This window comes from Lewinella sp. IMCC34191, from assembly GCF_003390935.1.
Classification (GTDB): domain Bacteria; phylum Bacteroidota; class Bacteroidia; order Chitinophagales; family Saprospiraceae; genus Neolewinella.
Genome location: NZ_QNQZ01000018.1, coordinates 49753 through 65141 on the forward strand (window position 1 = coordinate 49753; position 15389 = coordinate 65141).

General features: G+C 52.5%; 12 protein-coding genes. 8 read left to right on the forward strand and 4 right to left on the reverse strand.

Features of this window, described 5'->3' with window-relative positions; genetic code table 11:
• Positions 1-93: 93 nt before the first annotated feature.
• From DRW39_RS21805 to DRW39_RS21815, 3 genes are read left to right on the forward strand one after another with little or no spacing between them, the layout of a single operon-like run.
• Positions 94-4230, forward strand: a complete 4137-nt coding sequence (locus tag DRW39_RS21805) for a DEAD/DEAH box helicase (protein ID WP_116109336.1) — start codon at positions 94-96, stop codon at positions 4228-4230.
• Positions 4223-4969, forward strand: a complete 747-nt coding sequence (gene pgl / locus DRW39_RS21810; protein WP_116109338.1) for a 6-phosphogluconolactonase — start codon at positions 4223-4225, stop codon at positions 4967-4969. The genes DRW39_RS21805 and pgl overlap by 8 nt, the downstream gene beginning before the upstream one ends.
• A 36-nt stretch (positions 4970-5005) precedes the next feature.
• Positions 5006-5188, forward strand: a complete 183-nt coding sequence (locus DRW39_RS21815; protein ID WP_116109340.1) for a hypothetical protein — start codon at positions 5006-5008, stop codon at positions 5186-5188.
• A 955-nt stretch (positions 5189-6143) separates the two neighbouring features.
• On the opposite strand, the gene rsmG is transcribed toward DRW39_RS21815, so the two are convergent.
• From rsmG to DRW39_RS21830, 4 genes are all read right to left on the reverse strand, one after another.
• Positions 6144-6776 carry a 16S rRNA (guanine(527)-N(7))-methyltransferase RsmG gene (gene rsmG, locus DRW39_RS21820; protein WP_116109341.1) on the reverse strand — a complete coding sequence of 211 codons (633 nt, stop codon included), beginning with the start codon at positions 6774-6776 and terminating at the stop codon, positions 6144-6146.
• A gap of 89 nt (positions 6777-6865) precedes the next feature.
• Entirely contained in the window at positions 6866-7561 is a 696-nt protein-coding gene (locus DRW39_RS21825) for an RluA family pseudouridine synthase (RefSeq protein ID WP_116109343.1), read from the reverse strand.
• Between the two features lie 1073 nt (positions 7562-8634).
• Positions 8635-8808, reverse strand: coding sequence for a hypothetical protein (locus DRW39_RS22415; RefSeq protein ID WP_157976301.1), 174 nt, complete (start codon positions 8806-8808; stop codon positions 8635-8637).
• A 41-nt stretch (positions 8809-8849) separates the two neighbouring features.
• A complete protein-coding gene (locus tag DRW39_RS21830; RefSeq protein ID WP_116109344.1) occupies positions 8850-10262 on the reverse strand; it encodes an aldehyde dehydrogenase family protein in 1413 nt (470 codons plus the stop codon).
• A gap of 606 nt (positions 10263-10868) precedes the next feature.
• Between DRW39_RS21830 and DRW39_RS21835 the strand changes: the two genes are divergently transcribed.
• The 5 genes from DRW39_RS21835 to DRW39_RS21855 all read left to right on the forward strand — a co-directional run bounded on the left by DRW39_RS21835 (position 10869) and on the right by DRW39_RS21855 (position 15244).
• Positions 10869-11876 carry a helix-turn-helix domain-containing protein gene (locus DRW39_RS21835; RefSeq protein ID WP_116109346.1) on the forward strand — a complete coding sequence of 336 codons (1008 nt, stop codon included), beginning with the start codon at positions 10869-10871 and terminating at the stop codon, positions 11874-11876.
• 234 nt (positions 11877-12110) lie between these two features.
• Positions 12111-12320, forward strand: a complete 210-nt coding sequence (locus DRW39_RS21840; protein ID WP_198664979.1) for a helix-turn-helix transcriptional regulator — start codon at positions 12111-12113, stop codon at positions 12318-12320.
• Positions 12317-13201: a DNA adenine methylase gene (locus DRW39_RS21845; RefSeq protein ID WP_116109348.1), complete on the forward strand. Its 885-nt coding sequence runs from the start codon at positions 12317-12319 to the stop codon at positions 13199-13201. Before DRW39_RS21840 ends, DRW39_RS21845 begins: the two co-directional genes overlap by 4 nt.
• A gap of 1 nt (position 13202) precedes the next feature.
• Entirely contained in the window at positions 13203-14315 is a 1113-nt protein-coding gene (locus DRW39_RS21850; RefSeq protein WP_116109349.1) for a ParB N-terminal domain-containing protein, read from the forward strand.
• A 2-nt stretch (positions 14316-14317) separates the two neighbouring features.
• The gene (locus DRW39_RS21855; protein WP_116109351.1) at positions 14318-15244 is read left to right on the forward strand and encodes a hypothetical protein; all 927 of its coding nucleotides are present in this window, start codon (positions 14318-14320) and stop codon (positions 15242-15244) included.
• Positions 15245-15389 lie beyond the last annotated feature (145 nt).

Consider the following 15389-nt stretch of genomic DNA (forward strand, 5'->3'; position numbering starts at 1 on the left):
CCGACCGTGGGGCTCTCCAAAAAAACCGGACCCCTGCACAACTTACTTTTGCCGCCGCGCCTTTAAGACAAGATAACCCTGACTGAAACCTAAATGAACGGAGCCTTCCGCGCCGCCTGGAAAAATTTGAGCGCTACCGACCGTGACGTCGCCACGGCCATGAGCATGGTCTATGAGGAGCGCTCCGTCCTCGACCTTTCCCGTCTTCTGAACAAGATCGGGATGACACCCCCTGCCGGGGAGTCCCGCTTTACGCATGCGGACACGGAGGAGATCGTCCACCGCCTCCACGAGCAGAACGTACTGGTCAAGCAGAGCGATCACGGCTGGCGCATCAACCCGGAGATCAGTGAGGCCATCATGCGCCACGCCGGCCGCCGCCCCGATTTCACGGTGCTGCTCAACGAGATCCGCCGCGAACTTCCCTATAAGACCTACTGGCAGCCCGCCAGCCCCCACGCCCTGATGCGGGAGATTCGCATTGCTTTCTACCAGCAAAATGAGGCCGGCTTCGACCGCCTCCAGCGGGAATCCGAAAACTTCTACCCCGACCAGGCGCGTACCGGCAAATTTATCGATCCGCTCTTCGCCGAATTCGACCCGCGGTGGGTAGAAACCCTTTTGCCCGCCTGGCAGGAAATCAACCTGCGTAAGGCCTTCCGCCGGGCGCTGGTTACGATGGAGCCCCTCGACCCCCTGATCGAGTTCCTGGAGCAACACGAGCATATCCGGGAGCCGGAATCCGGTCCGCTGCGGGAATTACTTGCCGAGGCTTTCGTTCTGCAGGGAGCCTGGAGTCGCCTGCAACTCTGGGCCGACCTGGAAACCAGCGAATGGCGCAGCGCGGCCAACCACCTGATCTACCACATCCTGCGCGACGACGACGAGGCGGCGCAGGAGCTCATCGAGGATGTCCGCAAGGGCTACCGACGGGAGTACGAAAACAAGTACCCGGCTCACCTGGCCGGCTACCTTTACCTGCTCTCCCTCCTCCGCAATGGTGGCGTGAAGAGTGCCGAGGTTATCGGTCACCACCTGGATAACCTCGATCCGGTTCAGAATCTACGACTGGGCGGAACCTACCTCGTGCTCAAAGCGCTCCACGCCTACCTCCGCAACGACGAGGAAGCACAGTTTACCGCGCAGCAGGGGCTCGAGCGTATGGAGGCCAATGCCTTCGCCCGCACCTTCCACGCCCTCTACCGACTGTGGACGGACGGTAATACCACGATCCACGCCGGCAAATACCTCGACGAGCTGGAAGAGCTGCGGGAAACCGCGCAGGACAACGGCTATCGCTGGGTAGAAATGGAAAGTACCCGCGTGCTCTCCCTCCGGCACCCCGAAGCCGAAGCCCGCGAAGCCTACGCCAGCCGCGCGCAGCAGCTGAGCGATGATCTCCGGATCTACAGCCTGGCGGATGCCATGCCCCGCATCGAGCCCTGGGAACGCGCCCTGGAGGTACTGGTGGGTATGGGTACCCCCGATCGCAACAACGGCAAGCGCAGCAAGAAGACCAGTCGCTTCGTCTGGTTCGTCGACTTCGAGAACCGGGACCTGGAGCCCCGCGAGCAGACCCTGAGCAAAGGCGGAAGCTGGTCGAAGGGACGGAAAGTTGCCCTGAAGCGCGTCAAGCAGGGCGACGTGGAGGGAATGACCCCCCAGGACGTATCCGTAGCCAAGGCTATCGAAGAAGATTACAGCAAGTATCACCCCAACGGGAGCTATACCATCAATTACGAGGAGGCACTGCTGGCCATGGTCGGGCATCCCAACCTCTATCTGAGCAAGAATCCCCAGATCGGGGTGGAATTGATCCGCCGCAACCCCCAGCTGCTGATCGAGGAGACCAATAACCGGCTCCACCTGCGCTTCGCGCAGGATTTCAACGGTACCGGCGTACAGGTCGTCAAGGAAACCCCAACCCGCTACCAGGTTATCGAAGTGAACGACGGCCACAGCCAGATTCACCGGCAGATCGGACAGGGCCTGGAGATCCCCAAGCGGGCCCGCCACCGCCTGCTCGAAGTAGCCCGCAACCTGAGCAAGTTCACCGAGGTTCAGAACACCCTCACCGGGGTCATCGATGATCTCGACGAAACCAAGGCCGACTCCCGGACCTACGTACACCTTCTTCCCGTCGGGGAAACCTTTAAGGTGGAGTTCTTCGTCCGTCCGATCCCCGAGGAAGACCAATACTTCAAACCCGGCCGCGGCCGTAACAAGGTGATCAGCGAGGCCGACGGTCAGCGTCGCCTTGCCGAACGCGACCTGTCGCGGGAGATCGAGCGGGCCGAAGCCGTGATCGTGGACTGCCCTACCCTACAGAAGATCGTCCACCGCGACTACGAATGGCAGGTCGATGAAGTAGAAGATTGCCTCAACGTGCTGCTGGAACTGCAGCCGCTGCGCGCACTCGACCGCATCGTACTGGAGCACCCCCGCGGAGAGAAGATCAAACTGGTCGGCAGTGTCGACTTCGGCGATCTGTCGCTCGGCGTCAAGGAAAAAGCCGGCTGGTTCGACGTGGAAGGCACCCTGGCGGTAGACGAGCAGCAGATGCTTTCCTTCCGCGAACTGATCGATAAGGTCAGCGAAAACGAGCAGAGCAATTTCATCCAGATCAGCGAAGGGCAGTACGTTGCGCTCACCGATCAGCTGCGGCGCAAGCTGCGCGAGATGGAAGGCCTGATGAATAAGGATGGCGACGGCATGCAACTGCATCCCCTGGCCTCCGGCCTGCTGGACGACGTGGCGGACCAACTGGGCGCCTTCGAAACGGATATCGCCTGGCGCGAGAGCCTCGAACGTATTCAGACCGTCAACCTGACGATGGCCCGCGTACCGAGCACCTTCCGCGCGGAACTGCGTCCCTACCAGCTGGACGGTTTCCGTTGGCTGATGCGTCTGGCCGATTGGGGCGTTGGGGCGTGTCTGGCCGATGATATGGGTCTTGGTAAGACCGTACAGGCCCTGGCGATGCTGCAGGCACGCGCCGAGGAAGGTCCCGCCCTGGTAATCGCTCCGGCATCCGTGACGCGCAACTGGATGCGGGAGGCGGCCAAGTTCGCCCCTACCCTGAATCCCATCCTGCTGGTCGGTAGCGACCGCCAGGAGATCATCGACAAGGTCGGTCCCTACGATATGCTGGTCGTGAGTTACGGCTTGCTTCCCTTCGAGGGAGACGCGCTGGCGGAAAAGCGCTTCGGGACCATCGTTCTGGACGAGGCGCAGGCCATCAAGAACCGCGGCACCAAACGGAGCCAGATCGCCATGAAGCTGCAGGGCGACTTCCGGGTAGCGACCACCGGTACGCCAATCGAGAACCACCTGGGAGAACTGTGGAACCTGTTCACCTTCCTCAACCCGGGCCTGCTGGGCACTTTCCAGCGCTTCAACGAGAAGTATACCATTCCGATCACCCGGAGTAACGATAACGAGCGCCGGCAGCAGCTGCGTCGCCTGATCCAGCCCTTCATCCTGCGTCGCCGCAAGGAGGAAGTCTTGGAAGAACTGCCACCGAAAACGGAAGTCACCCTTACGGTGGAGCTCTCCGCACCGGAGCGTGCCTTCTACGAGGCCCTGCGCCAACGCGCACTGGAAAGCATCGACGACAGCGAAGGACCGAACCGCCGCTTCCAGATCCTGGCCGAGCTCATGAAACTGCGCCAGGCGGCCTGCCACCCCAAACTGGTGGATGCCGACGTCGACATCGAGAGCAGCAAGCTCGAATTGCTGGCCGAAACGGTACAGGAATTGCGCGAAAATGGTCATAAAGCACTGATATTCAGCCAGTTTGTCCGTCACCTGAAGATCGTAGAGCAGTGGGCGATCGCCAATGACGTCCCCTACCAGTACCTCGACGGCAGCACCCCCGGGCCCAAGCGCGACGATGCCGTGCAGGCCTTCCAGCGGGGCGAGGGCGACATCTTCCTCATCAGCCTGAAGGCCGGTGGTACGGGACTGACCCTCACCGCGGCCGACTACGTCCTTCACCTGGACCCCTGGTGGAACCCCGCCGTGGAGGATCAGGCCAGCGACCGCGCCCACCGCATCGGGCAGCAGCGGCCGGTCACGGTATACCGATTCGTCTCCGAGAACACCATTGAGGAGAAAATCGTGAAATTGCACGCTGAGAAGCGGGACCTGGCCGACAGCCTCCTCGCCGGAACCGAACAGAGCGCCAGCCTCAGCGCCGATGACCTACTAGACCTCATTAAGCATGCCTAAGCCGATCTACAGCCCCAATCTCCACGTCTACACCGACGGTCAGGAAGTCGCCCGCGCCTTTGCCGACCACCTGGTCAAGAAACTGGAGGAGAAAGCCGAAGGTCCCTTCTTTTGGGCGCTGTCGGGCGGATCCACCCCCAAGCTGCTCTTCAAGCTGCTCGCGGCCGAGTACAAGGACAAGATCGACTGGAGCCGCCTCCACTTCTTCTGGGGCGACGATCGCATGGTTCCCTACGATAGCCCCGAAAGCAACTACGGCGAGGTCCGTACCCTACTCTTCAAGCACGTACCGGTAGTGGAAGACCAGATCCACCCCGTTCCCACCGACCTGGACCCCGAAGCCGCCGCGGAGGCCTACGCCGCCACTATCACGGAGCTCCTCCCCCAGAATTCGGACGGCCTGCCCATCTTCGACCTCAACATGCTCGGCATGGGCGGCGATGGCCATACCGCCTCCATCTTCCCGGATAATATGGGCCTCCTCACCTCCGATAAGATCTGCGCCGTGGCCACCCATCCGGAGTCCGGCCAGAAGCGGGTCACCCTCACCGGTCCCGTCATCGACGCCTCCGACGAGGTCGTCTTTCTCATCACCGGCGGCTCCAAAACCCTCCGCGTCGCCCAGATCATCAACCGCGAGCAACTGGCGGATACCTTCCCCGCCGCCCACATCCAGCCCACCTCCGGCGAACTGCACTGGTTCCTCGATCGGGCCGCCGCCCACGAGGTAGGATATTAATTCCCGCCGTATCTTTGCCCTGCAAAATTTAGCCCCATGACCTCCCGCGAAGCCGTTTCCGCTACCGATCAGCCACACACCTCCACCGGTAAATACTGGCTGTATTTCCTCATCAGCGCGGTGATCTTCTTCCTGATGCTGATCTTCCTGAACCAGTGGTTCTGGGTGGCTATGCCGTTTATGCTGACCTTTTTGGTTATGGCATTGGGGTATATGTAGGTAATTTTTGAATGGGTGAGGGGTTGGATTAGTGAATTCGGGTGGGGTTTGCTCGCTTCGCTCGTGGAAGGGGGGCGATTTACGATAGACGAATTACGAATTGGCTGCCGCGTGGGGCTGCTCGCCTTCGGCTCGTGGCGTGGGAGAAGTAGGATTTACGAAGGGGAAAGGCGCCGCAAGGGGTTGCTCGCCTTCGGCTCGGGGGGAATAGGATTTCTACTTTAGCTACCGCAGAAGTCTGCTCGCCTTCGGCTCGTGTTATCTTCAACACAGATTGCACGGATCTTGAGCACGGATTTTACACGGATTTGCTTTAGGTGTTAGCTCGCCTTCGGCTCGTGAAATCTTCAACATAGATTGTACAGATTTTCAGCACGGATTCGACGTAGTGTCACTATTCGGGGTTGCTCGCCTTCGGCTCGGGGGGAATAGGATTTCTACTTTTGCTGCCGCAAAAGTCAGCTCGCCTTCGGCTCGTGTTATCTTCAACACAGATTGCACGGATTTTGAGCACGGATTTTGCACGGATTTGCTTTAGGTGTTAGCTCGCCTTCGGCTCGTGAAATCTTCAACACAGATTGCACACATTTTCAGCACGGATTCGACGCAGATTCATTGTTCGGATTTGCTCGCCTTCGGCTCGTTTTTTTAACCGTGGCTACGTAGTGGATTCGCATACATGAGTATAGGACCATGATTCTGATCGGTCTATCTCCGTGGCACCTCTGTGCACCCCTTCGTGAAGCGCGCAGCGCCCTCTGTGTTTAAAATGTTCTCCGAGTCACTCTTAGCTAAACGAAAAGTCGCGAAGCGACGACGTCCCCCAAATAGCGCAGCGATAGCGGGTACGAGAGAAATCAGTGATAATCCGTGCCCAAAATCCGTGAAATCCGTGTGAACCCCCTTAAGTCGCGCAGCGACGAGAAAACCTTCCAAGTAGCAAGGCGACAACACCTCAATACTGCAAATACATCACCTCCTTAGCCAAAAAGAACTCCTCCGAAAACCACGTATCAATCGGATACTCCTCCACGTAAGCACCCTTCGGCAGAGCCGCCAGTTCCTGCTTCAACCCCTTTCCCTTAAGGGCCAGGATGCCATTGGGCAACCCATGCCGCTGCTTCTTACTGATGAGCCGCAGGCTCCAATTTGCCAGCTGCTCGATCTTGGCAACGGCGCGGGTAACGACAAAATCATAGGCCGGACGCTTCAATTCCTCCGCTCGCTTCTGCTCGGCGCGGCAGTTCGTTAGGCCCAGCGCTTCGATCACTTCGTTGCAGACGCGGATCTTTTTGGCGGTGCCGTCGATGAGATGAAATTGTGCGTGCGGGAAGAGAATGGCTAAGGGTATTCCGGGAAACCCGCCTCCCGTACCGAGGTCCAATACCTGCGCTCCGTCGCGAAAAGAAACCACTTTGGCGATCGCCAGGGAGTGCAGCACGTGGTGGATGTACAGATTGTCGATGTCCTTGCGGCTGATGACGTTGATCTTGGCGTTCCAGTCGCGGTACAGCGCATCCAGCGCGGTGAACTGCTCGCGTTGCCGCTCACTCAGATCAGGAAAGTATGTAAAAATGATATCGGCCATAGTAAAACGCTGTTTCCAACAGCGAAGTAAGATGCTGTCTCCGACAGCGCAGGTAAAATGCTGTCTCCGACAGCGAAGTTCAAAGCGCTCTATGAGCGCGAAGTAAGCAACGAAGCAAAAGCCTCCCAAACCGCCCCCTCCGGCACCGGTGCCCGCAGCTCCACCCGGCTCCCGCTAATCGGGTGATCGAACGCCAGCGTATACGCATGCAGATCGATACTTCGCTCCGGGTTAGCCCGCTTGAAGCCGTACTTCTCATCCCCCCGAATGGGTGAACCAATGGCCCCCAGCTGCGCCCGGATCTGGTGCTTGCGCCCGGTGATAAGCGTGACCTCCAGGAGGTGGTAGCGGTCGCTGCTGCCCAGGTATTTGTATTTGAGCTCGGCGCGTTTGGCGGTCTTATCGCTGCTGTCGACGATCTCGGCGTTGTTGCCCTTGCCCTCACGGAGGAAATGGACGAGGTTATCGCTGTCCTTTTCCGGCCGCTCCCCTACTACGGCGAGGTAGGTCTTCTCGATGGTCCGCGCCTTAAACTGCTCCGACACCTGCGCCTGCGCCGCCGGCTTCTTCCCGAAGAGGATCACCCCCGAGGTCGGTCGATCGAGCCGGTGGATGGGGTACAGGTCGTGGCGGGTATAGGCCGAGCCGATCTGCAGCAGATTGGGGCTGCCCTGCTTATCGGGCGCCGAGGCCAGGCCGGCGGGTTTGTTGAAGGCGATGAGCTGGTTGTCCTTGTAGAGGACCCAGTCGCCTGGGCGGCCGGGGAATTGGGGATGGTCTGGCATTGGGCAAAGATAGGTCGCCTTCGGCTCGTGGGGATTTACGACATATGAATTACGATTTACGAATTACGATTTGGCTACCGCATGTGGTAGCTCGCCTTCGGCTCGTGGGTTTTTAAACACAGATTACACAGATTATGGGCACGGATTAGACTCAGATTTGCTGTATGTGGTAGCTCGCCTTCGGCTCCCGTGGATTTACGATATATGATTTACTATTTACGATTGGCTACCGCAGGGGGATGCTCGCCTTCGGCTCGTGGGATGTACGATATATGAATTACGATTTACGATTTGGCTACCGCACGTGGTAGCTCGCCTTCGGCTCGTGGGCTTTTAAACACAGATTACACAGATTATGGGCACGGATTAGACACAGATTTGCTGTATGTGGCAGCTCGCCTTCGGCTCGTTTTTCTCAACACAGATTGCACCGATTCAAAGCACGGATTAAACACTGATTTCCTGAACGGGTAAGCTCGCTTCGGCTCGTTTTTTCACAGCAGTGGACGAGGAAAGCGCATAGGTTTCGCAGAGGCAAAGTTGCTCTCACTTTTATGGGTGGCGTGCCTCTGTGGCACCTCTGTGCAACCCTCCGCGAAGTACGCAGTGCCCTCTGGGTTTAAAATCACCACAACCCTCAGCGAAACTTCGCGTCCTACAGCGTCGCAGCCGGTGATCTCCCGTCACGCAGGGACCCCTCCGCGACTGTTATATATTTTCCGTCAGCCGCGCAGCTACGAAAGAAAATCCGTGCCAATCCGTGCCCTAAATCCGTAAAAATCTGTGTGAACTCTTCAGCCGCGCAGCGATCCCCATAAGACCCTCCGTGATTCCTCTGTGAACCCCTCCGCGTCCTCTGTGGTGAACCGAAGCCGTAAAAGCCCAAGCAACATCCGTGTGAACCCTTCCGTAGCGCAGCGACGAAAGAAAATCCGTGCCAATCCGTGCCCTAAATCCGTAAAGATCTGTGTGAACTCTTAAGCCGCGCAGCGACCCCCATAAGACCCTCTGTGATTCCTCTGTGAACCCCTCCGCGTGCTCTGTGGTGAACCTAGGCAGCGAAGCGCCAACAATCACTTAACCTCCTCATAATCAATATAATCATCCCGATCCTCCGGCTCCGGCATATCGTGGAGCTTATCGTGCGGCTTGCGCCCGGGGCCCACCTGCCCCTGCATACGCTGGTACCACTGATAACCGCGGTAAGCAAACCAGATGAGGGCGATGGTAAGGAAGAGATCGAACATGGGGGCAAAGGTAGGTTACAGGAAGGGGATTAGAAGGGTGCTCACCACCGGTAAATGCGGCGAACGAGCGAACGGACCTTATCCGTATACGGAGGATAGACCATACTGAGGTCCAGCAGCTTGCGCTCGACCACGGAGCGCTCGTTGCAGAAGTCGCGGAAGCCGTGGTAGCCGTAGCTCTTACCGATGCCGCTGTTGTTGACGCCGCCGAAGGGCAGGGCCGGATTGGCGTTGCTCAGGAAGAAGTCGTTGACGAGGGTGCCGCCGGCGCTGGTTTCGGCGAGGAGGCGTTTGATGATGCGGCGGTTGTTGGCCTGGATGTAGAAGGCGAGCGGCTTGGGCAGGCGGTTAACGAAGGCGACGACCTCCGTTAGATTGTTGTAGGTCATGACGGGGAGGATGGGGCCGAAGATCTCCTCCTGCATCACCTTCATCTCGCGGGTCACCTCCGTCAGGATGGTGGGGGCGAAAGAGCGGGTGGTGCGGTCGTGGCGGCCTCCGCAGACGACCTTGGCGCCTTTTTCCAGGGCATCCTCCAGCAGACCGGTGAGGTGGTCGAATTGCTTGTCGCTGACGATGCGGGCGTAGCTATCGGAGGTGGTGGCGTCATCGCCGTAGAAGTCCTGGCTGGCGCGGCAGAGGGCGGCTACGTATTGGTCGGCGATGTTATCGTTGACCATCAGGTAGTCGGGGGCGATGCAGGTTTGGCCGGCGTTGAAGCCCTTTCCCCACAGGACGTTACGGGCGGATTTCTCCAGGTCGACGTCGTCGTCTACGATGCAGGGCGATTTACCGCCGAGCTCGAGGGTCACGCTGGCCAGGTTCTCCGCGGCGGCGGCCATCACCTTCTTACCCACGGCGGGGCTGCCGGTGAAGAAGATGTGATTGAAGGGCAGCTTCGTCAGGGCGGCGGAGGTTTCGGCCTCCCCGGTCGCTACGGCGATCTCGTTGCGGGCGAAGAGGTCGTGGAACATCACGCGCATGAACTCCGTCGTGGCCGGACTGTACTCCGAAGGCTTCAGCACCACCGTACAGCCCGCCGCGATGGCGTACAGCACCGGAACGATGGCCAGGTTGAAGGGATAATTCCAGGGGGCGATGATCAGCGCGCAGCCCTTCGGCTCCTTGTACACGTAGTTCATCGTACCGAGCATGGCCAGCGGCGTGGAGATCCGTTCGGGTTCCATCCAGCGGCTCAGCTTGCGCTTGATGTAGTTGACGTGGCTGTAGACGGGGCCGAGCTCGCTGAGGCGGCTTTCCACTTCCGGCTTGTTGAGGTCGCTGCGCAGGGCTTCGAGCAGGCGGTCGGTGTTTTGCTCGTCGTCGAGATAGCGCAGGATGCGGCTCAGTTTCTCCTTCCGCTCCTTGGCCGTCGATTTGGCCAGGGTCGGGGCGTACGCCTGCTGTTCGGTGAGCAGGTAGGAATAATCGGTGGTGGAAGCGGTGCCGGGCATACCATTTAAACGGACGCGGGGGGCGGTGGGTTTTGGGCGGCGGAGCGCGGGTAGAAAGGGGGTTGGCCCCTACCCTACGCTGTCGGGTGTTTCCATTGCTTGCTGGAGGTCGTTCTTACCGCGTAAGGCACGTTGAATGGCTCCATGGTGCATTCGCCCGGCGATTTTGGCGGCTCCAGAACCGTCGTAGCCCATCCGTGGCACTGGCTATCCTCTTCCCTTCTGGCAACGATTGCCCTACCCCACTTTCCAATTTTTGATAATAAGCCCAGGTGATCAACCGCGGCTGGCTGGACATTCGTGTCGCCTCTCAAAGCGGGTGTTGCTTTAGCTTCCTGATCTGTATTTCCCTGCTACGGTAGGTTTCGTGATACGTCCGCATAGGAGCGTATACCCGTCATATTGGAAATCGTTTTTTGCTTTACCTTGGAATGGCGTGATACATACCCAGCTGAGCGTATAACCGTCAATTATTGCGGGTAGATTGGGTGTATATGCGCAATGCGTTTACATGGATGTTAGCGGCAATGACTACTCAGAAAAACCTAACCGCCAACTTTCGTATATATGTCTTCAATTTCAATAATTTACCAGAAGTGAAATTAAATGGAGAGCAGAGAATATTTTGAAACACTTTCACTTGAGGAAATAAGATCATTTGTAGATAATGAAGTGGAGGAAAGCTTATATCTGGAATTTAAAACAGTAAATCACCCTAACAAGGAACATCAGCAACATGATTACAAAAACTTGTCAAAGTGCTTATCTGGTTTTGCAAATTCTAACGGAGGATTAATCGTATGGGGTATATATGCTAAGCAAAACGATAAGGGAAACGACGTAGCTAAAGAATTACGCCCTATATCAGAATTAACTAAGTTGAGCAACAAATTTAAAAAATATGAAAATCAGGCAGTAACTCCAACCATAATTGGTGTAGAACATAAGAAGGTCTTTGAGTCAGAAACAGACGACAAAGGATATTTAGTGACCTATATTCCAGCAAGTACTTTGAGCCCACACATGGCTAACTCCGCCGGAAATTACTATTATAAACGAAGTGGTGACAACTTTTATCGATGTGAGCATTTTGACATTATGGATATGGTAACTAGAGAATCACGCTCTATACTTCATCTGGCCCCTATAGAATTTTACGTTACTAATGCAAACAGATTTGCTGGCAATTCACAACGAAGTTATAATCTTGAAGCAATATTTGCTATCCGAAATACAGGAAGAGCAACAGCGAAAAATATTAGACTTGAATTGAACTACGGCCCCAGATTCATTATTATGATTCATGGTCTAGATGGCAATGGAATCAAAGCCATGAAAGAAATTCCATCAGCTACGCATAGCAAAGTGTACCATAGTGAATCACATGTTTTCATTCACCCTGATTCTGAATTAGAAGTTGATAAAATTCAATACAGCAACTTTCAAAATGAGGGTCAGATTACAGAAGGTTTTATACTGAAATACAAGCTACAGGCTGAAAATTCTATGCCTGTGAAAGGAGAAATTCAAATAACGAATGTTGAATTAAAAAAAGTTTTTAACAACTATATCATGTTGCTTTCAAAAAGTAAGAATGACTACATGAATGGCTAGAGGTAAATAAAATGCCGCTAACACCGCCTACCACGTACAGCCGCCGGTTGTGCTTTAGAATGCTATCATTGCTTGAAAGGGGCCGCAATGAAGGCCGATACCCGTTAAGCTTGTTGGAGGTGGCGGCCGTCGGGTAGGCAAACGTTAGGTGCAACAAAATCAACCACTTATGAGTATACAAAGCTTTCTTGTACTATTACAAGTTAAATTTGTATATTTGCCACCATCAAAGTTATGGATAGAATTAATAGAATAAAAGAGGTTTTGGTAGTAGTTGGCGTGACTCAAAAGGAATTGTCTGCTAGACTTGGACGTAGCGCCAATTCAATAGCATCAATATGTAATAACAAAAGTCAACCACATTTAAAAGACTTAAAACGTATCGCTGATATTCTTGATGTCGACATTAGGGAACTATTAGTACCAACAAAGCTGAGTAAATGACAAGTCTAGACACTGCTAGTCCATTGAGGTATCCAGGGGGAAAATCTAAAATTTCGCCGTTTTTGGTTGATATAATTCTTCTTAACAATTTAGAAGGATGCAAAATGTATGAAATGTATGCTGGCGGGGCCGGAGCTTCGCTTAACTTACTGTACTCAGGATTGGTGAGCGAAATTGTAATTAATGACTACGACAAGCATATATATTATTTTTGGAAATCAATTATCGATCAAACAGAAGAATTTTTACGGCTAGTAAACGACACTACAATATCTCTTGAAGAATGGCATGTTCAAAAGAACATATATAAGAATTATACGGAACATTCACTGTTGGAGGTAGGTTTTTCAACATTTTTTCTGAATCGTTGCAATCGCTCTGGAATACTCTATAAGGCTGGACCTATAGGTGGTAAAAATCAAACGGGAAATTATAAAATGGATGTAAGGTTTAATAAGGTAAACCTTTCCAACCGCATCAAAAAAATAGCAAATTTTGGCTCGAAAATCTTTGCCAGCAGCAAAAAAACAATTGATCTTCTACCCCAAATTCTATCTAAGAAGGAGCATAATTTTATCTTTCTAGACCCACCCTATTATAACCAAGGAGAAAACCTTTATTTAAACTTTTATAACCATGGAAACCATGAAGCTCTTCGAAATTTACTTAAGAAAAGCAATAATTCTAAATGGTTCTTGACGTACGATAATACGGAACAGATAAATGAACTATACGCTGAATTTCGAAAAGCTGACCTTCCGATGTCTTATACACTTCAAGCTAAAAGAAAATCAAAGGAAGTAATGGTATTTGCGGATGCAATCCAGATCCCAAAGAACTTGAGGACTAAGAAGCAATTAAGTCCTATCAAACTGAGATAGTATGGAAGATGTAAAAAATATTGCTGTTGAGCTTATAAGCTTAGACACCAAAAATCCAAGGATTAGTGAATTTGGTGTGGATGAAAATACTGGTGAGGACCGTATTCTAGAAATCTTGTATGAAGAAATGTCGGTCAATGAAATTTTGTTATCTATTGTGTCCAATGGATTTTGGCAATATGAGCCTCTAATACTGCTTGATGACAAAGATGGTAGATACACGGTCATAGAAGGAAACAGAAGGATTGCTGCCATAAAATTGATTCACGATAGTAGGGGGATACAATTGCCAAAATCGATTCGTGATGGTATTACACCCTCTCTGATTGCGAATACTTCTACTGTTCCTGCGATTGTAGTCGAAGATAGGAGAGATGCATGGAAGTTTATAGGTTTTAAGCACGTAAATGGCCCAGCAAAATGGGGAAGTTATGCCAAAGCTAGATATATTGCAGAGGTACACAACGAATTCGGGATATCGTTGAACGATGTAGCAGATCAAATAGGAGATACAAATAGAACAGCTCAAAAACTTTATCAAGGTTTGATGGTCTTGGAGCAAGCCAAGAAAGAAGGAATTTATAATTATACTATAGACATTCAGGCAGACAGACTCTATTTCTCACATCTGTACACTGGTTTACAACGGGAAGGAATTAGGAACCATATTGACATCGCGGATGCCGAAGAAGAATCTACTGAACCTATCCCCAAGGCTAAGCTACCGCAGTTAAAAGAGTTGCTGCAATGGTTATATGGTAGCAAATCAGACGATATACAACCTGTCATCAAATCACAAAACCCGGATTTAAAATATTTAGACAGTGTATTAAGAGAGCGCGAATCACTCTCAGCTATAAGGAGCGGTGAGAGTCTAGAATATTCATACGAGTTAAGCCGAGCAACTGGTGCAGTTTTTGAAGAAAATCTCCTGAATGCTAAACGAAACCTGCAAAAAACTAAGGCTTACATTACAAATGGTTATGACGGGGACGAGCAATTACTCCGTGTTGCTGGTTCAGTTGCCAACTTAGCTGATTCCGTCTACGAAGAAATGGAGAAAATTATGCTTGATCGGTCCGGTAGATCAAAGAAAAAGCGGATAAGCGATTAATTATGGCAGCATATAAATATGGTACTATCCCAAGTGAGAAAGCCCAGAAAGAAGATACTGCTGATTTTTGGGAAATACAAGCGTTGCGAGAATTTGGAATCCCAGTATCCGAAATCGACATTTTAAAGGTCGTAGCTAAAGAGTTTGACGAACTGAATAATGATGGCATTGAAAGCCAGGAAGATTTTTATAGTGATCGGCTGAATGATGTCTTCTCTCATTTGTCTGATCGAGTCAAGTATTCCTACAATAATTACCCATTTAGATTCAATCGTTCATCGATTGAGATTGACCAAATTGAATCTTCATCGGATTATCTATATGTCTTTCTATTACTTGCTACCCGATTAAATATGGGTAATGACCGAGTACATGGTGGTGTCGATGGAACATTACTGTTTGAATTTATATGTTCGCATGCGATAAAACAGTTTTTTGGAGATAATGCTCAATCTTTTCTGTTTGGGACTGGCGCCCCGGGAAATTTTGCAGCGAAAGTCACTGAATTAATTCATGAACTAGGAGAAGGCGGAGCCTTTAAAAATGCAAACATAAACCCACCTACAAAAAACGACGATGGGATAGATGTTGTGGTATGGAAGGATTTTGCTGACAATAAAGAAGGTAAGCTTATTGGATTTGGGCAGTGTAAAACTGGTACTACTTGGAGAGATAAAATACATAAGCTTAAGCCAGCTGACTTCTGTATGAATTGGTTTAAACACAGTCCTGTGGTTCAGCCTATTGCAATAGTCTTTCTAACAGACACTTTGTATGAAGATCAAAACTTCATCACTGACCAAAGAGGTTTCCTTGTATTCAATCGCTTTAGAGTTATGGAGTACTCAATTACAAATCTTCCAGAAGAAGTTTTTAATGATATTAAATCTTGGGTAGATGCAGTAATCCAAATTATACAAACAAATTAAATGCACCAAACACCGCCTCAACGCCATTAAGTTAAGCCTACCGGCTGGCCCTTGGATGTCATGCTGGCCGTTAGTTTTCGCACGTTCGACAGCTAGGTCGTCCAACGCGTATCTTCATGGCATAGTAACCTCGTCCGGCCGTGAG